Below are 17,218 nucleotides of genomic sequence, written 5' to 3' on the forward strand. Positions count from 1 at the left end.
ATAATTCGTGGTTATTTTCCAAGTGAATCTGTTTTCAGAATTTGCGGAAAGAGTTTTGACAGGATTTGCTTGGGGAGGTTTTTAGTCCTGTCATACAGTTTATCTTTTTTATGTATGCGGCCGATACCAAACCCTTGTTTCTTACGATATAGTACTTCTTTTGGGAGTACTGTATTGTAGGTTTTCTTTAGTATTCCTTTTAATTCACCCTCCAGGTATCGTTCAGATTCAGGTACTGCCCAAGCAGCATTGATCATTTTTTTGCTTAAAAAAGGGACCCTTGTCTCAAGCGCGACTGCCATACTGGCCCTGTCAACTTTCGTTAGAACAGAATCATGCATGTAGGTGTTGAAATCTATATATTGAGCGCGTGTTCTTGGTGTTAACTCAGGATTGTCGTTTTGACGATAATACCAATAATCATCATAGTTAGTTGGTATTGAATGAACTTTCGCCCATTTACGTTTGAATATATCTGTTTTTAATAAGCCCCCTTTGATTTTCGCCCATTTTTCCATTGGATCAGTGATCGTCTTCACTTCGTAGCGTTGCGCCTTTTTGGCAATGTATCTATGAGGAGCATAGGTTTTTATAGCTGTTAAGAAAGGACGTAGCCAAGTAGTGTTCTTGCGTTGAGTGGCAAAAACCCAGTTTGCTTTTTCATAATGTTGGTATCCACCAAAAAGCTCATCACCCCCGTCACCAGTTAAAACGACGGTTACTTTTTGTCTTGCTAACTTACAGACTTCATTTGTAGGAAGGGCAGAGACATCTGCAAATGGTTCGTCATAGAATTCTTTAATTAAAGAGAAGTTTTCATTGGCAATTTTCTGGCTGAAATTCATACTTTGATGAAGGGATCCGATTGTCTCGGCAACTTGCTTTGCAAAAGGTGATTCGTCAGATTCTTTGTCAACGTGCCCAATTGAAAAGGTTGCGATTGTTTTCAGGCAAGTACTGGCCTCATAACAAACAATACTTGAATCAACTCCGCCACTTAGAAAGAAACCGACAGGTACATCCGAGACGAGTTGTTCACTGACCGCGGTATGAAGGGATGATTTTATATAATCCTGGTAGTTAGATGATGAGAAATTACTGTTTTGCTCTTTAAGAGACCAATATCTTGTGGTCTCTGAAGTTTGAGTTTTCAGATCGTAAGTTAGGTAGGTGCCTGGTTCTAGTTTCCGTACTTCATTATACATTGTTTTTGGGCAGGGAATATAGAGGTAAGTCATAAAATCATATATAGCGGTTGTATCAACCGTTAATGCATTCTTACCATAAAAGTGCTCTAGGGCTTTAAGTTCTGAAGCCCATGAAAAATTACGCTTATTCAAGCTATAATAAAGTGGTTTAATTCCTGCGTGATCGCGAGCAAGTAAGACGGTTTTCTTATTTTGATCGTATATCGCAAGCCCAAACATACCATCTATACGATCAAGTAAACGATCAATCCCCCAATGGATATATCCATGAAGCAAGACTTCACTATCGCTGTCACTAAAAAAATTTACTCCATGATCGCGAATTAAATTTTCCCTTAGTGAGAGATAATTATAAATTTCACCATTAACCGTTAAGTATACACCTTGGGCGACCATTGGTTGTCGGCCATTTTCACTAAGATCTAAGATACTTAACCTTCTATGCCCGAGATAAACGCTGTCTTTTATTTCATGATGCCAACTATCGGGGCCACGATGAGTGAGCGTATGAAGAGCCTCATGTGAGGAAGCAATGCTCTCTTGGTCAAGATTTGTATGTCCAAAAATTCCACACATTCAAATTGGCCTTAGCTTAAGAAACTGAAACAGACGGCAAACATCGAAACGAAATACAAGTGTGTTGTTTATTATTTAACTATAGAATATTTCGTGATGACGTCTTTGGTTTATAAAGAATAACCGTGGGTGACAAGGTTAAAAAAAATATGTAGTTCTACTTCGGGTAATTTTGAGTCTTACGGATATATTTCATGAGAATATCGTATGTAATAACAGTGTATAACAAGGCTGAATATATAGCCAATGTTATTGAAAGTCTTTGTGTTGAAAATGACGGTATTTATAATACTGTTGAATATATCTTTGTGGATGATGGCTCAACGGATAATTCTGTCGAAGTTATTCGCCAGGGTAAAAGCTTGCTCAATGGAGATGTGAAAATTCTGGAGCAAGAAAATTCAGGCGCAGCTAAAGCAACGAATATTGGTGTTGAGGCAGCTAAATATGAATGGATCAGACTCCTGGACGGTGATGACATCGTTTGTAAAAATTCTACCGCTGTTATGTACAATGTGGCTCAACAGGAGAACGTTGATTTTGTTATAGGCAGTTATAGCTATTTCTCTAGAGATGAAGAGTTAATTCCACAGATCGAAGTTGTTGATGAGAATAATTATGTTGTCATGACGCAAGAAGATTGTCTTAAACGCTTCATTAAAAACTTTTCCCATAATTCCAGCTGTATGCTTTTAAGTAAAAGATTGTTTTTGACGTTTTCTGGTGCCGATACCCGATTAATGTCACCAGATTATTCTATGGCATTAAGAGCTGTTGCCATAACAGATAAAATTGTTCGTTTCCGCGGCAATGTAACTCAGATGGTTGATGAGGCTCCTGGCAGGTTATCTTCCCAGATAAGGCGCAGTCGTTATGACTCTGTTATGGCAATTTATTCCTTGGCATTTGAGTTAATGCCGGAAAGACGCGATGTGTCGAAATCTGTTTATAAACGGGCTTGTTCTCGTTCTTATAGATACTCAAAAATCTTAAAAAATAACCCATTGAAGCATTTTATAAGGTACATCGGCTCAAAACTTTACACACCTTCCGATTTAAAAACGGCGACATATAAATGTTTAACCGCTTATACTTTTAACGGCAAACCTGATCGTCCTCTGGAATGGGTTCCTGGATACAAAGATTCAAAAAACTGATCAAGAGTGATAGAGCAAAGCTCATGATTGTTTTAATACAACAGTGTTCTTCTAAATTAAGCTAATTAAGTTAAAAAAGAACCCCTGGAGATGTTCGATGTTCTCCAAGGGTTAGGATGGCCGGCGTGACAGGGAAGGGGAAACTTCTTCTTCGCCGGAGACATTATTATTTGATTACTTTATGCTGCTTTTTGCACTTCCTTTGATAATTCAGGATGTGTGTTGTGGACATGGTGTTTGTCTTCAACATGCTTAACCCCAAGGTTTGCGAAAAATGCGATTACGAGTAAAGCAGCCATTGCGTACATCGTTGTATTGTAAAGACTTGGTGTCGGATCAACAGTACCTTCAGGCGCAATTTCCATGAGCTTTGTAATTGTGACAGTTTTGGCGGCAATCAGTTCCTGCAACTTATCCATACTTGCCCCGAATTTGGCTTGGAAGGCAGCTGGATCAACTTTTCCGGCAAGATCAATCAAAGCATTATCAAGTGATAACTGACGTAGGTAAGTAATGGCAAAAGGCCCTAGGACACCAGCTGTGCTCCAAGCCGTTAACAAACGTCCGTGGATTCCGCCAACATGGAGGGTGCCAAAAACATCAGCGAGATAGGCAGGAATGGTCGCAAATCCACCGCCATACATGGTGAAGATCACCATTGTCGCCCCATAGAACAGCACAAGCCACATAATGGCCGGGTTTACGCTAACCTGGTTCGCAACAAAGGGGATTGAGATATATAAAAGCGTTCCAAGGACAAAAAAGCAGTGATAGGTGTTTTTGCGCCCGATAAAATCTGACATCGAAGCCCAGATAAACCGGCCACACATGTTGAATACTGAAATCATCAGAACATAGGTCGCCGCAAAGCTGGCATCGACAATACCCGGAAGTGTCGATCCGAATATCTCTGTCATCATTGTTTTCGCGACACCAATGACACCAATACCAGCTGTTACATTAAAGCATAGGACAATCCACAGACGATAGAATTGTGGTGTTTTGATTGCCTGATCAATGTGTACATCGTCGTTCGTTATCATACGCTTGTTTGATTCGTTGGCAGAAGGAGCGACCCATCCTTCCGGTTTCCATCCTGGGGCAGGAATGCGGTACGAAAAGGCAGCGATCATCATAATTGCAAAATAGGCAATGCCGAGTGTCAGAAACACACCAGCGACGCCTGTGTCACCAGTTCCCACTACATAAACACCTTCGGGGCCAGCAAGAGGCGTTTTAGCCATATCTGATACAGAAGCTACAACCACTTCTACCTGGCTACCTGCAACTTCGGCAAAACGGCGTCCTCCCTGGGTAATCAAATCAATGTCTGTAACTTTGCCCAAATAATCCGGTGCTTTATAAAATAATTCCAAGAGATAGGTTTTAAGAGGAGCCCCAATCATAGCACCACCACCGAAACCCATAATTGCCATTCCAGTAGCCATGCCACGACGGTCCGGGAACCAGCGTATTAGAGTACTGACCGGTGAAACATAAGCGAGGCCAAGACCAACACCGCCAATGGCGCCATAGCCGAGATAAATCAACCAGAGCTGGTGTGTGGAAATACCCAAGCCACCAATCAGGAAACCACCTCCCCAACAACAGGCTGCGAGTACGCCTACGGCGCGAGGACCAACACGTTCCAGCCATTTACCGCCAATTGCAGCAGCTAACCCGAGAAAGACGATAGCTGTTGAAAAAATCCAGACAACTGAACTCAGGCTCCAATCATCAGCAGCTCCTGTTACCACGCCATATTCTTTAACCAATGGTGCATTAAAAATACTCCAAGCATAAACGGATCCTATACAAAGATGAATCGCAATAGATGCGGGGGGAACAAGCCAGCGATTAAACCCGGGCGTAGCGATTATTCGCTCTTTACTTAACATGGCCTTGAAACCGGACATGGTAGAGATCTCCTCATATCGATATATTATTAGCTGCTTCGATTGATGTCGGATTCTTGGCGAAGCAGTCTCCCTGTTTATGAATCTCGCAACAGAATTATAGGAATTGATTGTCGCTAGATCTTCGCACCCAAGCGCAAGTGTTGTGCCAAACATTGTAAATGCGGATCAAAGGGACTATTTGAGCCACTTTCAACTTATTGCTGAAGAGAGCGTGATTTTTGAATATGGGACTTTTTGATGCTAATAAATTAATGATTGAGACATTTTGTCCCAAATAATGATTTTGATAGATAATCAGATGCGATAGTGTTTTGCTCTGTCCAACAGGGCTGAAGATGACAAAGAGCTGAAAAGCCGCTAAAAATAAAGTAATTAGACTGATTGGTACGTTTATAGATACCGTTAAATATGGTCTAAAATTACACAGGGGATCATATGGCGATGTGTTCAATTCATGAGAAAGATGCAGTCGAAAATCTAGATACTGAATATTCTGTTTATCGTAATAGTGAAAAGAAGAAAGAAATAGAAAAAACGACATATTCTATACTCATCGTTGATGACGAAGCTGGTATCCGAGACTTTCTGGAACGATCTCTTCGGAAAGCGTACAGCCATGTGATTGTTGCTTCCTCTGCTGAAGAGGCTGAAGAGCTTAGGCAGCAACATCATTTTGATCTTTTCATTGTTGATATTTGTCTGCCAGGTTGTTCCGGTGTTGATTGGCTTAAAAATTTCGTTGAACAAGATTGGCAGTCTGATGTGATTTTCATGACTGCCTTTGCGGATGTTGATAAAGCAATCGAGGCATTACGTCTGGGGGCATCAGATTTTATTTTGAAGCCATTTCGTCTGGAACAAATGATTTCTACGGTGAAAAGGTGCGTTGAAAAACGTCGGCTTATGCGAGAAAACTTTGTCCTGCAACGACGGATAGATAATCTCTATTCCCCTGAAGGTATGATTGGCCATAGCAATCTGTTTTTGCAATTATGCCAAATGATTACCCGTGTAGCTCCAACACCTTCTGTTGTTTTGGTAGAAGGAGAAACAGGAACCGGAAAAGAATTGGTTGCTAGTGCAATTCACAAGGAAAGTGGCCGAAAAGGTCCCTTTGTTCCTGTAAATTGCGGAGCTATTTCGCCAGAGTTGATTGAGTCCGAACTCTTTGGGCATTTGAAGGGCGCATTCACCGGGGCACAAAAAGCTCGTGATGGACTGTTTTCCTATGCGGATGGCGGCACGTTATTTTTAGATGAGATATCTGAAATGCCATTACTTATGCAGGCCAAACTTTTAAGAGCTCTTGAAGAAAAATCTATTCGCCCGGTTGGAAGTGAGAGGGAAATTTCTGTTGATGTACGTATTGTTGCTGCGACAAACCGAAATTTAGAGCAGGCCAAGGTCGATGGAATGTTTCGCGAAGATCTTTTTTATCGATTAAATGTTGTCAAATTGGCGATACCACCTCTCAGAGATCGAAGGGAAGACATTGTGCCGTTGGTCCAACACTTTTCGCAAATGCTGGCGCGACAACTTGGAATGCAGACCATTCCTTTTGATCAGGCTGACTGGCTTGAGTTGGAGACGCATAGCTGGCCTGGTAATGTCAGAGAACTTAAAAACCTTGTTGAAAGATGTTTGTTACTTGGCGTGTTCCCGAAAGATATGTTGAGTGCAAAAGATGAGCAAAGTGGAAATGCTCTGGGCTATCCTGCTCATTGGAACTTGGAAACAATCGAGAGGGACCATATAGAGAAAGTTCTTGCTCTGTCGGCAGGTAACAAAACACAAGCCGCTGAAAAATTAGGTGTATCCCGGAAGACTTTGACACGGAAAATTCAATTCTGGCAAAAGCTTGAAAATGAAGGGCTGAAAAGTGTTTAGGCGGCTGTACGCACTTATAACGCAAAGCTTGCGATATAAGGTGTTACTCCTTGTGCTTATGCCTGTTTTAATTGTGATGCCTACAGTTATTGGTATGGCGTACATTTGGAGTAACGAGATCAGCTATCGTCAACTTTTGATGAAAGTTAACGGTGACCTGTCCGTTGCACATGAATCCTTTTTACGGGCGCAAAAAGGATATCTGGCAAAATTATCTTTAATAGCTGAATCCCATTCGTTTCGTACTGCCTTGGAAGCACAGTTATCGGATCAGAGAAAGACAGAAACGATAAACCCGCTTTTAGAGGAATTTAAATATCAGGAAGGATTTGATTTTCTTTATCTGGCTAATGCACGAGGTTGTGATTATTGGGATGATAGTCAATGTGAATTCAAAAAAAGTTCTCTTCTTGAAAGGTCGTTATTAAATGGACCGTCTACGGGCATAGAAATCTTTAGCTCAGACGAACTCGGTATTATTGATGTGGAGTTACCTGAAAAAGTATATTTGCCTTTGACCCCGACCCCTCGCGCGAAACCAACAGACCGAACATTTGAGGATCGCGGTATGGTAATACATAGCTATTATCCAATTCGTGATAAGAGTGGCAAAGTAGAAGCATTGCTTGTTGGTGGTGTTTTGGTGAATAAAGATTTCGCATTTGTCGATCGTTTGCGAGACATCGTCTACAGCACGGGAAGTCTTGCGGATGATAGCCTGGGAACTATTACGGTTTTTCTGGAAGATGTTCGTATTAACACAAATGTTCCCCGGCTTTTGCAGTCCCCAACAAAACGTGCGCTAGGAACTCGTGTTTCAGAAGAGGTTCGGCATAAGGTTCTGGATAGGGGAGAGAGTTGGATTGATCGGGCTTTTGTTGTTAGTGAATGGTATATTTCAGCCTACGAGCCGATTACAGATATTAACGGTCAAAGGGTTGGGATGCTCTATGCGGGCTTTCTGGAGGCACCATTTATCGATGTTTATCTCGAAGGCTTGTTTAAGCTGCTTCTTCTTTTTGTGGCTGTAACGTTATTTTGTGTCGTCGGTGCAATGTTGGTTGCTCGCTCTATTTTTAAACCGATAGAGGCGATGGCAAATGTGATCTCGCGTGTACAAAAAGGCGATGATCTCCGTATAGGGTGGATTAAAGCAAAAGATGAAGTTGCAACTCTTGCCAATCAATTTGATGCTTTGCTGGATCAGCTTCAATATCAACGAGATCAAATTCAAGAAGGTGCTGATGAATTAGAACGTAAGGTTGATCAAAGAACATCAGAGCTTCAACAGCGCACAAAAGCATTGGAACGAAATATCAAACTGCTTGAACGAACCCGAGAGCAGTTAATAGCCAAAGAGAAACTGGCTGCTATAGGGGAGCTAACAGCGGGTATTGCACATGAAATAAATAATCCAACTGCGGTTATTCTTGGCAACATGGATTTAATGACAGCAGAACTTGGGGAAGATGCCGCCAGTGTAGAGCAGGAAACGCGCCTAATTATTCAGCAGGTATATCGTATCCGTTCTATCATCAATAATCTTTTACAGTATTCCAGGCCGTCTGATTTCCAAAATCACCCAATTGCGGTGGATATTAATCAGGTCGTTGAAGATACCCGAGTACTCGTTCAACACGACCTCGATCGAAAAGATGTTGACCTAAGGCTTGATTTGAAAGCGAAACATAGTGTTGGCGGAAATCATCAGCAATTTCAACAGGTGCTGATTAATCTAATTGTGAATGCAACAAACGCTACGGATAAAAACGGAACCATTACGATCCGGACCAGAGATTGGAAAGATCAGGGTGTTCTTTTGGTGGTGCGTGATAATGGATCCGGAATTAATCCAGAGGTTTTACCACGTATTTTTGATCCCTTTTTTACCAGTTCCAATAGTGGTACGGGACTTGGGCTTTCTGTCAGTTACGGTATTTTACAGCGTTTTCAGGCGGAAATTGAAGTTCGGTCGCGTTCCGGTTTTGGTAGCTGTTTCTACATTTGGTTTCGTAAGGATATTGAAAACCCGCTTTTGAGCGACACCGAGAGAGATATCCTCGCTGATATTGCTTAACTTAGGCAAATAATGTGTGAAAGAAAAAGCCCCCACTATTAAAGTGAGGGCTTTGCGTCTGGTTTGCTTATTTGTTTAGGAAGACGGCTTACTCAGACGCTTAAAAGGTGTTTGGTTTTTTCTTATGCGCGTTCGAAACCACGAGCGACTTCCCAGTCGGTGACGCGGCGATCAAACTCTTCCTGTTCCCATTCAGCAGCACGGGTGTAATGGTCGATGACATCGTCTCCCATCGCGGCACGGAGCATGGCAGAGTTATTCATGGCTTCCGCTGCGCCGCGTAAGGTGTTCGGAATGGAGCGTGCATTTTCAGATGCGTAGGCATCACCCTTGAATTCGGCTTCAAGTTCACGCTTGTTTTCAATACCATCAATGCCCGCGGCCAGAAGGGCTGCCATGGCAAGGTATGGATTGAGGTCAGAACCGCCCACGCGACATTCAATACGAATGGCTTTGGTATCTTCGCCGCACAAACGATAGCCTGCCGTGCGGTTGTCTTTACTCCAGATTGCTTTAGTCGGAGCAAAAGTGCCTTCTGCAAAGCGTTTGTAAGAGTTGATATAAGGGGCGAGAAAATAGGTCAAGTCACTGGCATTGTGCAAGAGACCAGCAACATACTGGCGCATCAGTTCTGACATACCGTATTGGCCCTTAGGATCGTGGAAGAGCGCTTCTTTTCCGTCTGCAGACCAGAGGGACTGGTGAACATGGGAAGAGCTTCCAGCTGCATCGTTATGCCATTTGGCAAGGAAGGTGAGGGCCTTGCCTTTTTGCCAGGCAATTTCCTTGCACCCATTTTTGATGAAAACATGGTTATCAGCTGAAATCAGGGCGTTATCATACTTGACGTTGATCTCTTCCTGACCAGCAGAGGCTTCACCTTTTGAGCATTCAACAACGATGCCTGCATCATGCAATCCATTCCGAATTGCGCGCATGACATCTTCTTCTTTGGTGGTCTGGAAGATATGGTAATCTTCGTTGTATTTCCCTAGCGTTTCCAAAGAATGGTAACCATTTTTTTGGGCTTCTTCGAATGAGTTTTCGAAGAGGAAAAATTCAAGTTCAGAGGCCATATAGGCCTTCATCCCCATTGCTTCCAGGCGTGCGACCTGTTTCTTGAGAATGGCACGCGGTGAATGGGGAACTTCTTCATGCGTGTGGTGATCAAGGACATCGCACATGACAAAGGCTGTGCCTTCGAGCCATGGAACGCGACGCAGAGTGCTCAGATCCGGTTTCATGGTGTAGTCGCCATAACCTGATTCCCAGCTGGTGGATTTGTAGCCCTCTACGGTTTCCATCTCCATATCTGTTGCCAGAAGATAGTTACAGCTGTGGGTTTCTTTATGGCCACCATTGACGAAGTAATCAGCATGAAACCTTTTGCCCATTAGGCGACCCTGCATGTCGGCCTGACAGACAAGGACGGTATCAATCTCGCCGCTGGAGACGGCTTTTTTCAGATCTTCAAAGGAAAGATTGCCGGACATTGTTACACTCTTGTTTTAAGATGTTGTATAAAGGTGTCACAGCCCGATTGCCGGGCTGTGACATAATAAATATAGAATTAGCCGTAACGGTAAGGTTTACCAGCTTTTTCCATTGTTTTTGCGTATTTTTTAAGAATATCAACAACACGTTTGGAGCGTTCGCTCTGTTCTGCGATTTCGTCCCAGAACTTGTAAGCTTCTGCTTCAACAGTTGCCCACTCTTCATCAGGAATAGTTGTAAGCTCAAGCTTGGTGCCTTCGGTACGTAACTGTGCTTCGCCGCCCCAATACCAGTGCTGACGGTAGTAGTGTGAGCTATCCATGCAAAGCTTGAAGAGCGTTTTGAGGTGCTCAGGCACTTCATTCCAACGGTCTTCGTTTGCAAAGAAAGAACCACACCAGGCACCAGAAATGTTGTTGGTGAGGAAGTAGTTTGTTACGTCAGCCCAACCGACAGTATAATCTTCGGTAATACCGGACCAGGCGATACCGTCGAGTTCGCCAGTCTGCATGGCAACTTCGATATCTTCCCAAGGCAGAGTTACAGGAACAACACCAAAACGGGACAGGAAGCGACCAGCAGTCGGGAAGGTGAATACGCGTTTGCCTTTCAGGTCTGCAAGGCTACGGATCGGGTCTTTTGTTGCGAAGTGACATGGATCCCATGCACCAGCAGACAACCATTTAACACCGTCAACTTCGTCATAGGCTTCTTCCCAGATTTCATTCAGACCGTACTGGTTGAAAAGAACTGGTACATCAAGGCTGTAACGTGTGCCAAATGGGAAATATCCACCAAAGACTGATACATCTACTGGTGCAGCGATTGAATCGTCATCACTCTGTACTGCATCAATTGTACCTTTTTGCATGGCACGGAAGAGTTCACCAGTCGGAACCAACTGATCCGCATAAAACAGCTCGATAACCATTTCACCGTTTGCTGCTTTGTTAAAAGCATCAATAGCAGGTTTGATTACGTGCTCACCCAGTGCAGGACCCGCATAGGTTTGCAGGCGCCATTTGATGGTAGATTGCGCGTGGACAGCAGGTGCTGCCAAAGCGGATGCGCCAGCGGCACCAACGGTTGCCAAACCAGCTTTTTTAAGAAAATCGCGTCTATTCGTCATCGTATAGATACTCCCTGTTTAAACTTATTAATATCCCGAGAAAGGTTCGGGCGGTTTAAGCTCTTTCACTTTATTCGTGTAGTTTGGTCTTCACTTTTTATTTATCTAACCTCCTGTCAAAAATCATATTTTTCATCATCCCGCTTTGCTAGCCTTTGAAATACTGAGGTAACCAAAGAGCAATTTCAGGGAATGACATAACAATCACTAATGCGAAAATCATGATCAGGACAAAAGGGATCACCGAGCGATAGATATCGACTAGTGAAATTTCAGGTGGCGCCATGGCCTTCATCAAAAAGAGGTTGTAGCCGAAAGGCGGTGTCATATAGGCAACCTGAACTGTGATGGTATAGAGCACGCCATACCAGATTGGGTTAAAGCCGAGGGCAATAACTAGTGGAATGTAGAGTGGGGCAACAATCACCAGCATGGCAGTATCATCCAGGAACATTCCCATAACGATATAGGAAAGCTGCATCAGGATAAGGATCTCCCACGGGCTTAGACCCCATTTTTCAAGGAAGAGATTTTCGATTGCTCTTACTGCGCCAAGTCCGTCAAAGACTGCGCCAAAAGCAAGCGCGGCCAGAATAATCCACATAAACATACAGCTGATACCCAGCGTTTGTCTGATCGTGGTTTCCAGAACTTTGAAAGTCAGTCGCTTCCTAAAGAGTGCTGCGAGCATTGCTGCTGTTGCACCGACTGCTGAACTTTCAACAAGGCTGGTGATGCCCGCAACAAAGAAACCCGTCATGAAAACAAAAATCAATAGCGGCAAGATACCAGCTTTTAGCAATGCGATCTTTTCGCCCAAGGGCATCTGTCGTTCTTCTTTTGGCAGCACGGGGCCAAGTTCAGGCTGTAAACGGCATCTGACAACGATGTAGATCACAAACATTGCCGCCAGCATCAGGCCCGGAATAGCACCAGCTAGCCATAGATCACTGACAGGTTGACGTGCGATCATACCGTAGAGAACAAGAACAACACTTGGCGGTACCAAAATACCGAGTGAGCTTCCTGCTTGAATAACACCAGTCACCATGACCTTGTCATAGCCGCGCCGTAGCATTTCAGGCAATGCAATGGTAGCGCCGATTGCCATCCCGGCGACAGATAGACCGTTCATTGCAGAAATGAGAACCATAAGGCAGATGGTTCCAATAGCCAAACCACCGTGAAGAGGCCCCATCCAGACGTGGAACATTTTATAGAGGTCACTGGCGATCCCAGATTCAGAAAGCATATAGCCCATGAATACAAAAAGAGGCAGTGTGAGCAGAGGATACCAACTCATTAGTTTTGAGGCTGCCGTAAACGGCATTTCTACACCGCCTTCGCCCCATAGAAAGAGTGCTGCAACTGCGGCAACAAAACCGATAGCCCCGAAAACACGCTGGCCAGTTAGCATCATGACCATCATGGTTGAGAACATCAGTAATGCGATCATTTCATAACTCATTACAGCGTCACTCCTCTGGCTTTGGCCAGATCTTTAAAGAAAGTTGCAGTTGCTTGTAGAAGCATAAGAAACACACCAAGAGTCATGAGAACTTTAATAGGTGTCAGTGGGTAGGGAACCAGTGTCCGGGTCTTTTGACCAACTTCGATGGTGTACATTGTACTGGATATGGCACCGATCAGGAGAACCACGAGATAAAAGATCAGGAAAACAGAGGTCAGGACATCTGCCTTGGCTTTTCCCTTTTTAGACCAGCTACTGTAGAAGAGGTCCATGCGAACGTGAGCATCTTCCTGCATGGAAAAACCACCACCAAGAAGATAATACGCAGACATAAGAAATTGAGATATCGTCACGACTGAATTGATTGGTGTATCGAACAGTGTTCTGGAAATTGAGGAATAGAGAAGCAGCCCGATCATGACGAAGATGAGATGCATCGTAACCAGCCCTGTAAACCGGTTCAATGTATCTACCCCTCTGACGTAGGACTTTATTATATTGGGCATTTCAGTTTCCCAGGCTCGTTTGTTTCGTTGCAGAAGTTGATTGGTTTTGTTGTTTATCCAGAGCTTCTTTTGCTTTCCCGATAGCTTTGACCAGTAAGGATACTATATGTTTTTGTGTATCTTGATCAGAAATCAGATCATTCCTGATTTCCAGCATGACATTCATTAATCCGCGTGGAAGAGCATGTTCTGTCAGGGTGTGTGTGACGCCATCAACGGGAGCATAAGGCTCATTCAGCCTTAAGTCATACTCGGTTGTTTCTGACGCAAAGGATTTTATAAGCTGGCCCGCAAAACGATCGTCTTTGTCATGTAAAAATCCAATTTCAACGTCTCTTTTTTGCCCTTTGTACACTGGGGTGAACGAGTGAACCGTTATGACTACAGGTTTATGTGTCTCAGTTGTTTTGTGATCGAGACATGCTGTTACAGCGTCTTTAAAGGGCTTGTAAATTTTGTTTATTCTGTTGTCGCGCTCTTCTTCACCAAGATTTACGTTGCCTGGAATTTCAAAGACTTCACTTTGAAAGGGCATTGCATTCCACGCTTCGGGTGGGCGATTACAGTCATATACCAGTCTTGATATACATTGTTCTACAAGCGGAGCGTCCAGTTGTTTTGAAAGCTGTTGTGCAACAGCAAGTGCGCCAGGGTCCCATGCAATATGCTGCAGTATGGCATCGTCACTAAGACCAAGCTTGTTGTATTCATCAGGAATATGGTTAGAGGCATGCTCGCAGATAATTACATAGTCTCCACGGCCTGAAAGGTTGGTTGTTTTAACCACGCTTTCAGGTGAAGAATTATCAACGGAATTTAATAACTCGTTCGACAAGAACCTTACCCCAGGTATTCTTATATTTTATTTTTTTATAATTTATTTTGAAATTATATTTTCAGAATTGCAAAATAAGTCAAGATATTTTCTGAAAATATTATTTCAGAAGAATTACATGTGGAGAATTTTCTTCATTTGTGTTTAAAGTAGGTATTGATTATCAATCTATTGGTATAATTACAGGGTGCCGATAAAGCCACGGGTGGAATAGAAGCTGAAAATGGGTACAAATCAGAATCTGACTGTTGCGGAACGAATTCGAAAGAAATTTGACAGCTTAACCCGTGCAGAAAGACAGCTGGCAAACGCCATACTAGAAGATTATCCGGTTTCTGGTCTGGGCAGTATTACTGCTGTTTCCGAGAGTTCCGGTGTTTCGACACCAACGGTGGCTCGAATGGCGAAGAAGCTTGGCTTTGGTGGTTTCCCTCAAATGCAGGCGCAACTACACACCGAGCTAAAGGCCACGATATCAAGCCCCATTGCCAAGCATGATTTGTGGTCTGAAAGTGCGCCGGATACACATATCCTTAATCGTTTTGCGGATGCCGTTTCTGAAAATATGCGGCAGACGTTAAAACAGATTGATCCCGAAGAGTTTAATGCCGTTGTTGATTTGCTGTCAGATCTTAAGCGTGAAATCCATGTGGTCGGCGGGCGGATTACCCGTTCTATGGCAGATAACTTTTTCACCCATATGCAGGTGATGCGTTCTGGCGTAACACTCGTTGCTCCGAACTCTAATACCTGGGCGCATTATGTCTTGAATATGAATGAAGGTGATGTACTCGTTGCTTTTGATATCAGGCGTTACGAGCACGATATTCTCCGTTTGGCCGAAGTCGCCAAATCTCGTGGCGTTACGTTGATACTCTTTACCGATCAATGGGGGTCACCGGCTGCGAAGTTGGCCACTTATAGTTTGAATACCCGGATCGAAGTACCATCTGCCTGGGATTCACTTGTGGTCACACTGTTCTTGGTCGAAGCGGTTATTGCAGGCGTGCAGGCACAAACCTGGGATGAAACAAAGAGCAGGATGAAAACCCTGGAGGAACTTTTTGATCAAACCAAGATGTTCAAAAAGTTTATCTGATATTATTCCTGTCTTGCGAGTCCAGAACGGCGGTTGCCGATAGCAAGGTTGATGTGGCATGTTTTGTATAAAATGATGCGTAATAGATTTCCTGTATCCTGTGGGATACCTCTTTAAAATGCATATCATGGTTTCCCGGTGGGAGGAACTAAAGCACTTGAATCAGTATTACGTAAACTAAGAGACAGGATAAAGAATTCTAAAAGTAGGAAAAATACTTAAGTGAATAAAATTAAAATTTCTCTTGTAAAAAACAGCCTCGATCAAGAAAAATCAGTTCGTATGGTAGTGCAAGTGATTTTTAATGATAACAAAGATCCTGATACTCTTTTGGAATGTGTTTTAGATAGTGTTAATGAGTTGGATCAACTAATTGGCTATGAAAAGAACATACGTAATGAGGTTTCTCCTGTTCCTATAGTTCCAAATTTATCGATAGTAGATTCAATTGATAAGTTTTATGAGTTACAGATTCAACGTTATGATGAGTTAGGAGAGAACGTAAAAGGAACTGTAGAAGAGGACGAATTGGATGATAAAATATTTAATTATAGAAGCTCTCATGGGATTGCTTGGGTCCTGAGAGGGCAGGAAATTACGGATGGGCTTATGGGATTGGCTGATGGAAAGTATGAATTTTCAGCAAATGATGATTTTAAGCAATGCCAGTATATCATAGACATTGATAGCTACTTTCAAGAATTGAAAAAAGCTAGAGTAGAATATTTAAAAATCACATCCCATAATTAAAAGTAGAAATTTAATTGGGTAGGATGTCTTAGATAAGACGTTAAAGTACTATGGGACTGAGAAATCTATCCTTGCTTCTGCGGTAATGAATCCTCGCATGCTCTGCCAATACGTAGACGAAGAAGCCGGACGCGGCAGTGGATTAAATCTGACCTATCCTCTCTATTACAAATACAGCCGCGACTACGATCCTACCACAGGTCAACCCCATTGGATTGGCGGGAGGCGTGAATACCTATGCTTATGCAGCGCCGGAGGAGGTTTGATGACCTTGAAGAGTTAGGTCAAAAGCTGGCGGAAATCGCATTACTGGTACATCGGGGGGCGCCACCTCTTGATCAAGAGGGAAAGAGAATTGGACTTGGAGATAGTCATAATACTGAGGAGTACTTATTATTGATTAAGCAAATGGATTTATTGGAGACGATTACGGATTGTAATGGTCAGCTATATGAAGTGCTTTTGGAAAGTGAAGACTTAAACCTGTTGGTTTTGAATTTTTGGATCACAGAACGATCAGGAGTTAAAATTCGAACTGATAAGCTTATGTTGTTTACATTAGCACGTTATCCAGATGAAGATGGTACTTATTTAATAACTGAAGCCAATATTACTGAAGTAAAGGGTACTGATTATACCCTTTTGGAAAAACTGAATTATCGATTGATGAAGGATGGGAGGCCTAATATCCAAAACAAAAAAGCTTATTGGCTACATATTGAGGGAGATGTTGTGCTGGATGTATTATGTGAAGATTACAAAATAAGTGAAATGGAAGGCCCTTTGAAATGTGGAGTTTGATCATAATGTGTAAGGCCTTTATTTCACTTTAACAATTCGCATGAGATCTTGCTGCCGATGTGATGTTGAACCCGAGGCAGAGCGGCATGGGCGGGGGTGATGGTACCTTCCTAGATTGCTTTTACTTGAGCGTCTTCTTTTGCCGTATTTATCAGTGCGATGAGAAAGTCATATTGCCAACAAGAGCAGACAGAGCAATGGAAACCCACAAGGCAGCAATAGGCGCAGAGCGTTTTTGATCTAGTGTTCGAGAAGCAACAGAATTTGTGCTGTTGAATGTTGGAAAATCAATGCTGGATGTTGTGGTCG

At 43.0% G+C, this 17,218-nt stretch carries 13 protein-coding genes; 6 read left to right on the forward strand and 7 right to left on the reverse strand.

All coding sequences use genetic code 11. The features are described from left to right. Positions 1 to 11 precede the first annotated feature (11 nt). Positions 12 to 1,784: an asparagine synthase (glutamine-hydrolyzing) gene (gene asnB / locus D9A03_RS03655; protein ID WP_120495875.1), complete on the reverse strand. Its 1,773-nt coding sequence runs from the start codon at positions 1,782 to 1,784 to the stop codon at positions 12 to 14. A 194-nt stretch (positions 1,785 to 1,978) separates the two neighbouring features. On the opposite strand from asnB, the gene D9A03_RS03660 reads away from it, so the two are divergent. Continuing rightward, positions 1,979 to 2,941: a glycosyltransferase family A protein gene (locus tag D9A03_RS03660; RefSeq protein ID WP_120495876.1), complete on the forward strand. Its 963-nt coding sequence runs from the start codon at positions 1,979 to 1,981 to the stop codon at positions 2,939 to 2,941. A 179-nt stretch (positions 2,942 to 3,120) separates the two neighbouring features. Here D9A03_RS03660 and D9A03_RS03665 read toward each other — a convergent pair whose 3' ends face one another. Then, on the reverse strand, positions 3,121 to 4,857 hold the full coding sequence (locus tag D9A03_RS03665; RefSeq protein WP_120495877.1) for an OFA family MFS transporter: 1,737 nt from the start codon (positions 4,855 to 4,857) through the stop codon (positions 3,121 to 3,123). A gap of 438 nt (positions 4,858 to 5,295) precedes the next feature. On the opposite strand from D9A03_RS03665, the gene D9A03_RS03670 reads away from it, so the two are divergent. Together D9A03_RS03670 and D9A03_RS03675 are read left to right on the forward strand one after the other, a co-directional pair. After that, positions 5,296 to 6,747 carry a sigma-54 dependent transcriptional regulator gene (locus D9A03_RS03670; protein WP_254054967.1) on the forward strand — a complete coding sequence of 484 codons (1,452 nt, stop codon included), beginning with the start codon at positions 5,296 to 5,298 and terminating at the stop codon, positions 6,745 to 6,747. Between the two features lie 58 nt (positions 6,748 to 6,805). Beyond that, on the forward strand, positions 6,806 to 8,824 hold the full coding sequence (locus D9A03_RS03675) for a HAMP domain-containing sensor histidine kinase (protein WP_120495878.1): 2,019 nt from the start codon (positions 6,806 to 6,808) through the stop codon (positions 8,822 to 8,824). A 122-nt stretch (positions 8,825 to 8,946) separates the two neighbouring features. On the opposite strand, the gene D9A03_RS03680 is transcribed toward D9A03_RS03675, so the two are convergent. The 5 genes from D9A03_RS03680 to D9A03_RS03700 form a co-directional block, all read right to left on the reverse strand. Next, positions 8,947 to 10,317, reverse strand: coding sequence for a glutamine synthetase family protein (locus D9A03_RS03680; RefSeq protein ID WP_120495879.1), 1,371 nt, complete (start codon positions 10,315 to 10,317; stop codon positions 8,947 to 8,949). Positions 10,318 to 10,394: 77 nt separating this feature from the next. Further along, a complete protein-coding gene (locus tag D9A03_RS03685; RefSeq protein ID WP_120495880.1) occupies positions 10,395 to 11,447 on the reverse strand; it encodes a TRAP transporter substrate-binding protein in 1,053 nt (350 codons plus the stop codon). Positions 11,448 to 11,595: 148 nt separating this feature from the next. Beyond that, a complete protein-coding gene (locus D9A03_RS03690) occupies positions 11,596 to 12,915 on the reverse strand; it encodes a TRAP transporter large permease subunit (RefSeq protein ID WP_120495881.1) in 1,320 nt (439 codons plus the stop codon). Further along, on the reverse strand, positions 12,915 to 13,382 hold the full coding sequence (locus D9A03_RS03695) for a TRAP transporter small permease subunit (RefSeq protein ID WP_254054968.1): 468 nt from the start codon (positions 13,380 to 13,382) through the stop codon (positions 12,915 to 12,917). The genes D9A03_RS03690 and D9A03_RS03695 overlap by 1 nt, the downstream gene beginning before the upstream one ends. 43 nt (positions 13,383 to 13,425) lie before the next feature. After that, positions 13,426 to 14,259, reverse strand: a complete 834-nt coding sequence (locus D9A03_RS03700; RefSeq protein WP_120495883.1) for an N-formylglutamate amidohydrolase — start codon at positions 14,257 to 14,259, stop codon at positions 13,426 to 13,428. A 223-nt stretch (positions 14,260 to 14,482) separates the two neighbouring features. Here D9A03_RS03700 and D9A03_RS03705 point away from each other — a divergent pair, with 223 nt between their 5' ends. The 3 genes from D9A03_RS03705 to D9A03_RS03715 all read left to right on the forward strand — a co-directional run bounded on the left by D9A03_RS03705 (position 14,483) and on the right by D9A03_RS03715 (position 16,909). Then, positions 14,483 to 15,358: a MurR/RpiR family transcriptional regulator gene (locus D9A03_RS03705; protein WP_120495884.1), complete on the forward strand. Its 876-nt coding sequence runs from the start codon at positions 14,483 to 14,485 to the stop codon at positions 15,356 to 15,358. 222 nt (positions 15,359 to 15,580) lie between these two features. Next, on the forward strand, positions 15,581 to 16,108 hold the full coding sequence (locus D9A03_RS03710; RefSeq protein ID WP_120495885.1) for a hypothetical protein: 528 nt from the start codon (positions 15,581 to 15,583) through the stop codon (positions 16,106 to 16,108). Positions 16,109 to 16,345: 237 nt separating this feature from the next. Next, positions 16,346 to 16,909, forward strand: a complete 564-nt coding sequence (locus tag D9A03_RS03715) for a hypothetical protein (RefSeq protein ID WP_120495886.1) — start codon at positions 16,346 to 16,348, stop codon at positions 16,907 to 16,909. The last annotated feature ends 309 nt before the right edge of the window (positions 16,910 to 17,218 follow it).

This window comes from Kiloniella sp. EL199, from assembly GCF_900313065.1.
Classification (GTDB): Bacteria; Pseudomonadota; Alphaproteobacteria; order Kiloniellales; family Kiloniellaceae; genus Kiloniella.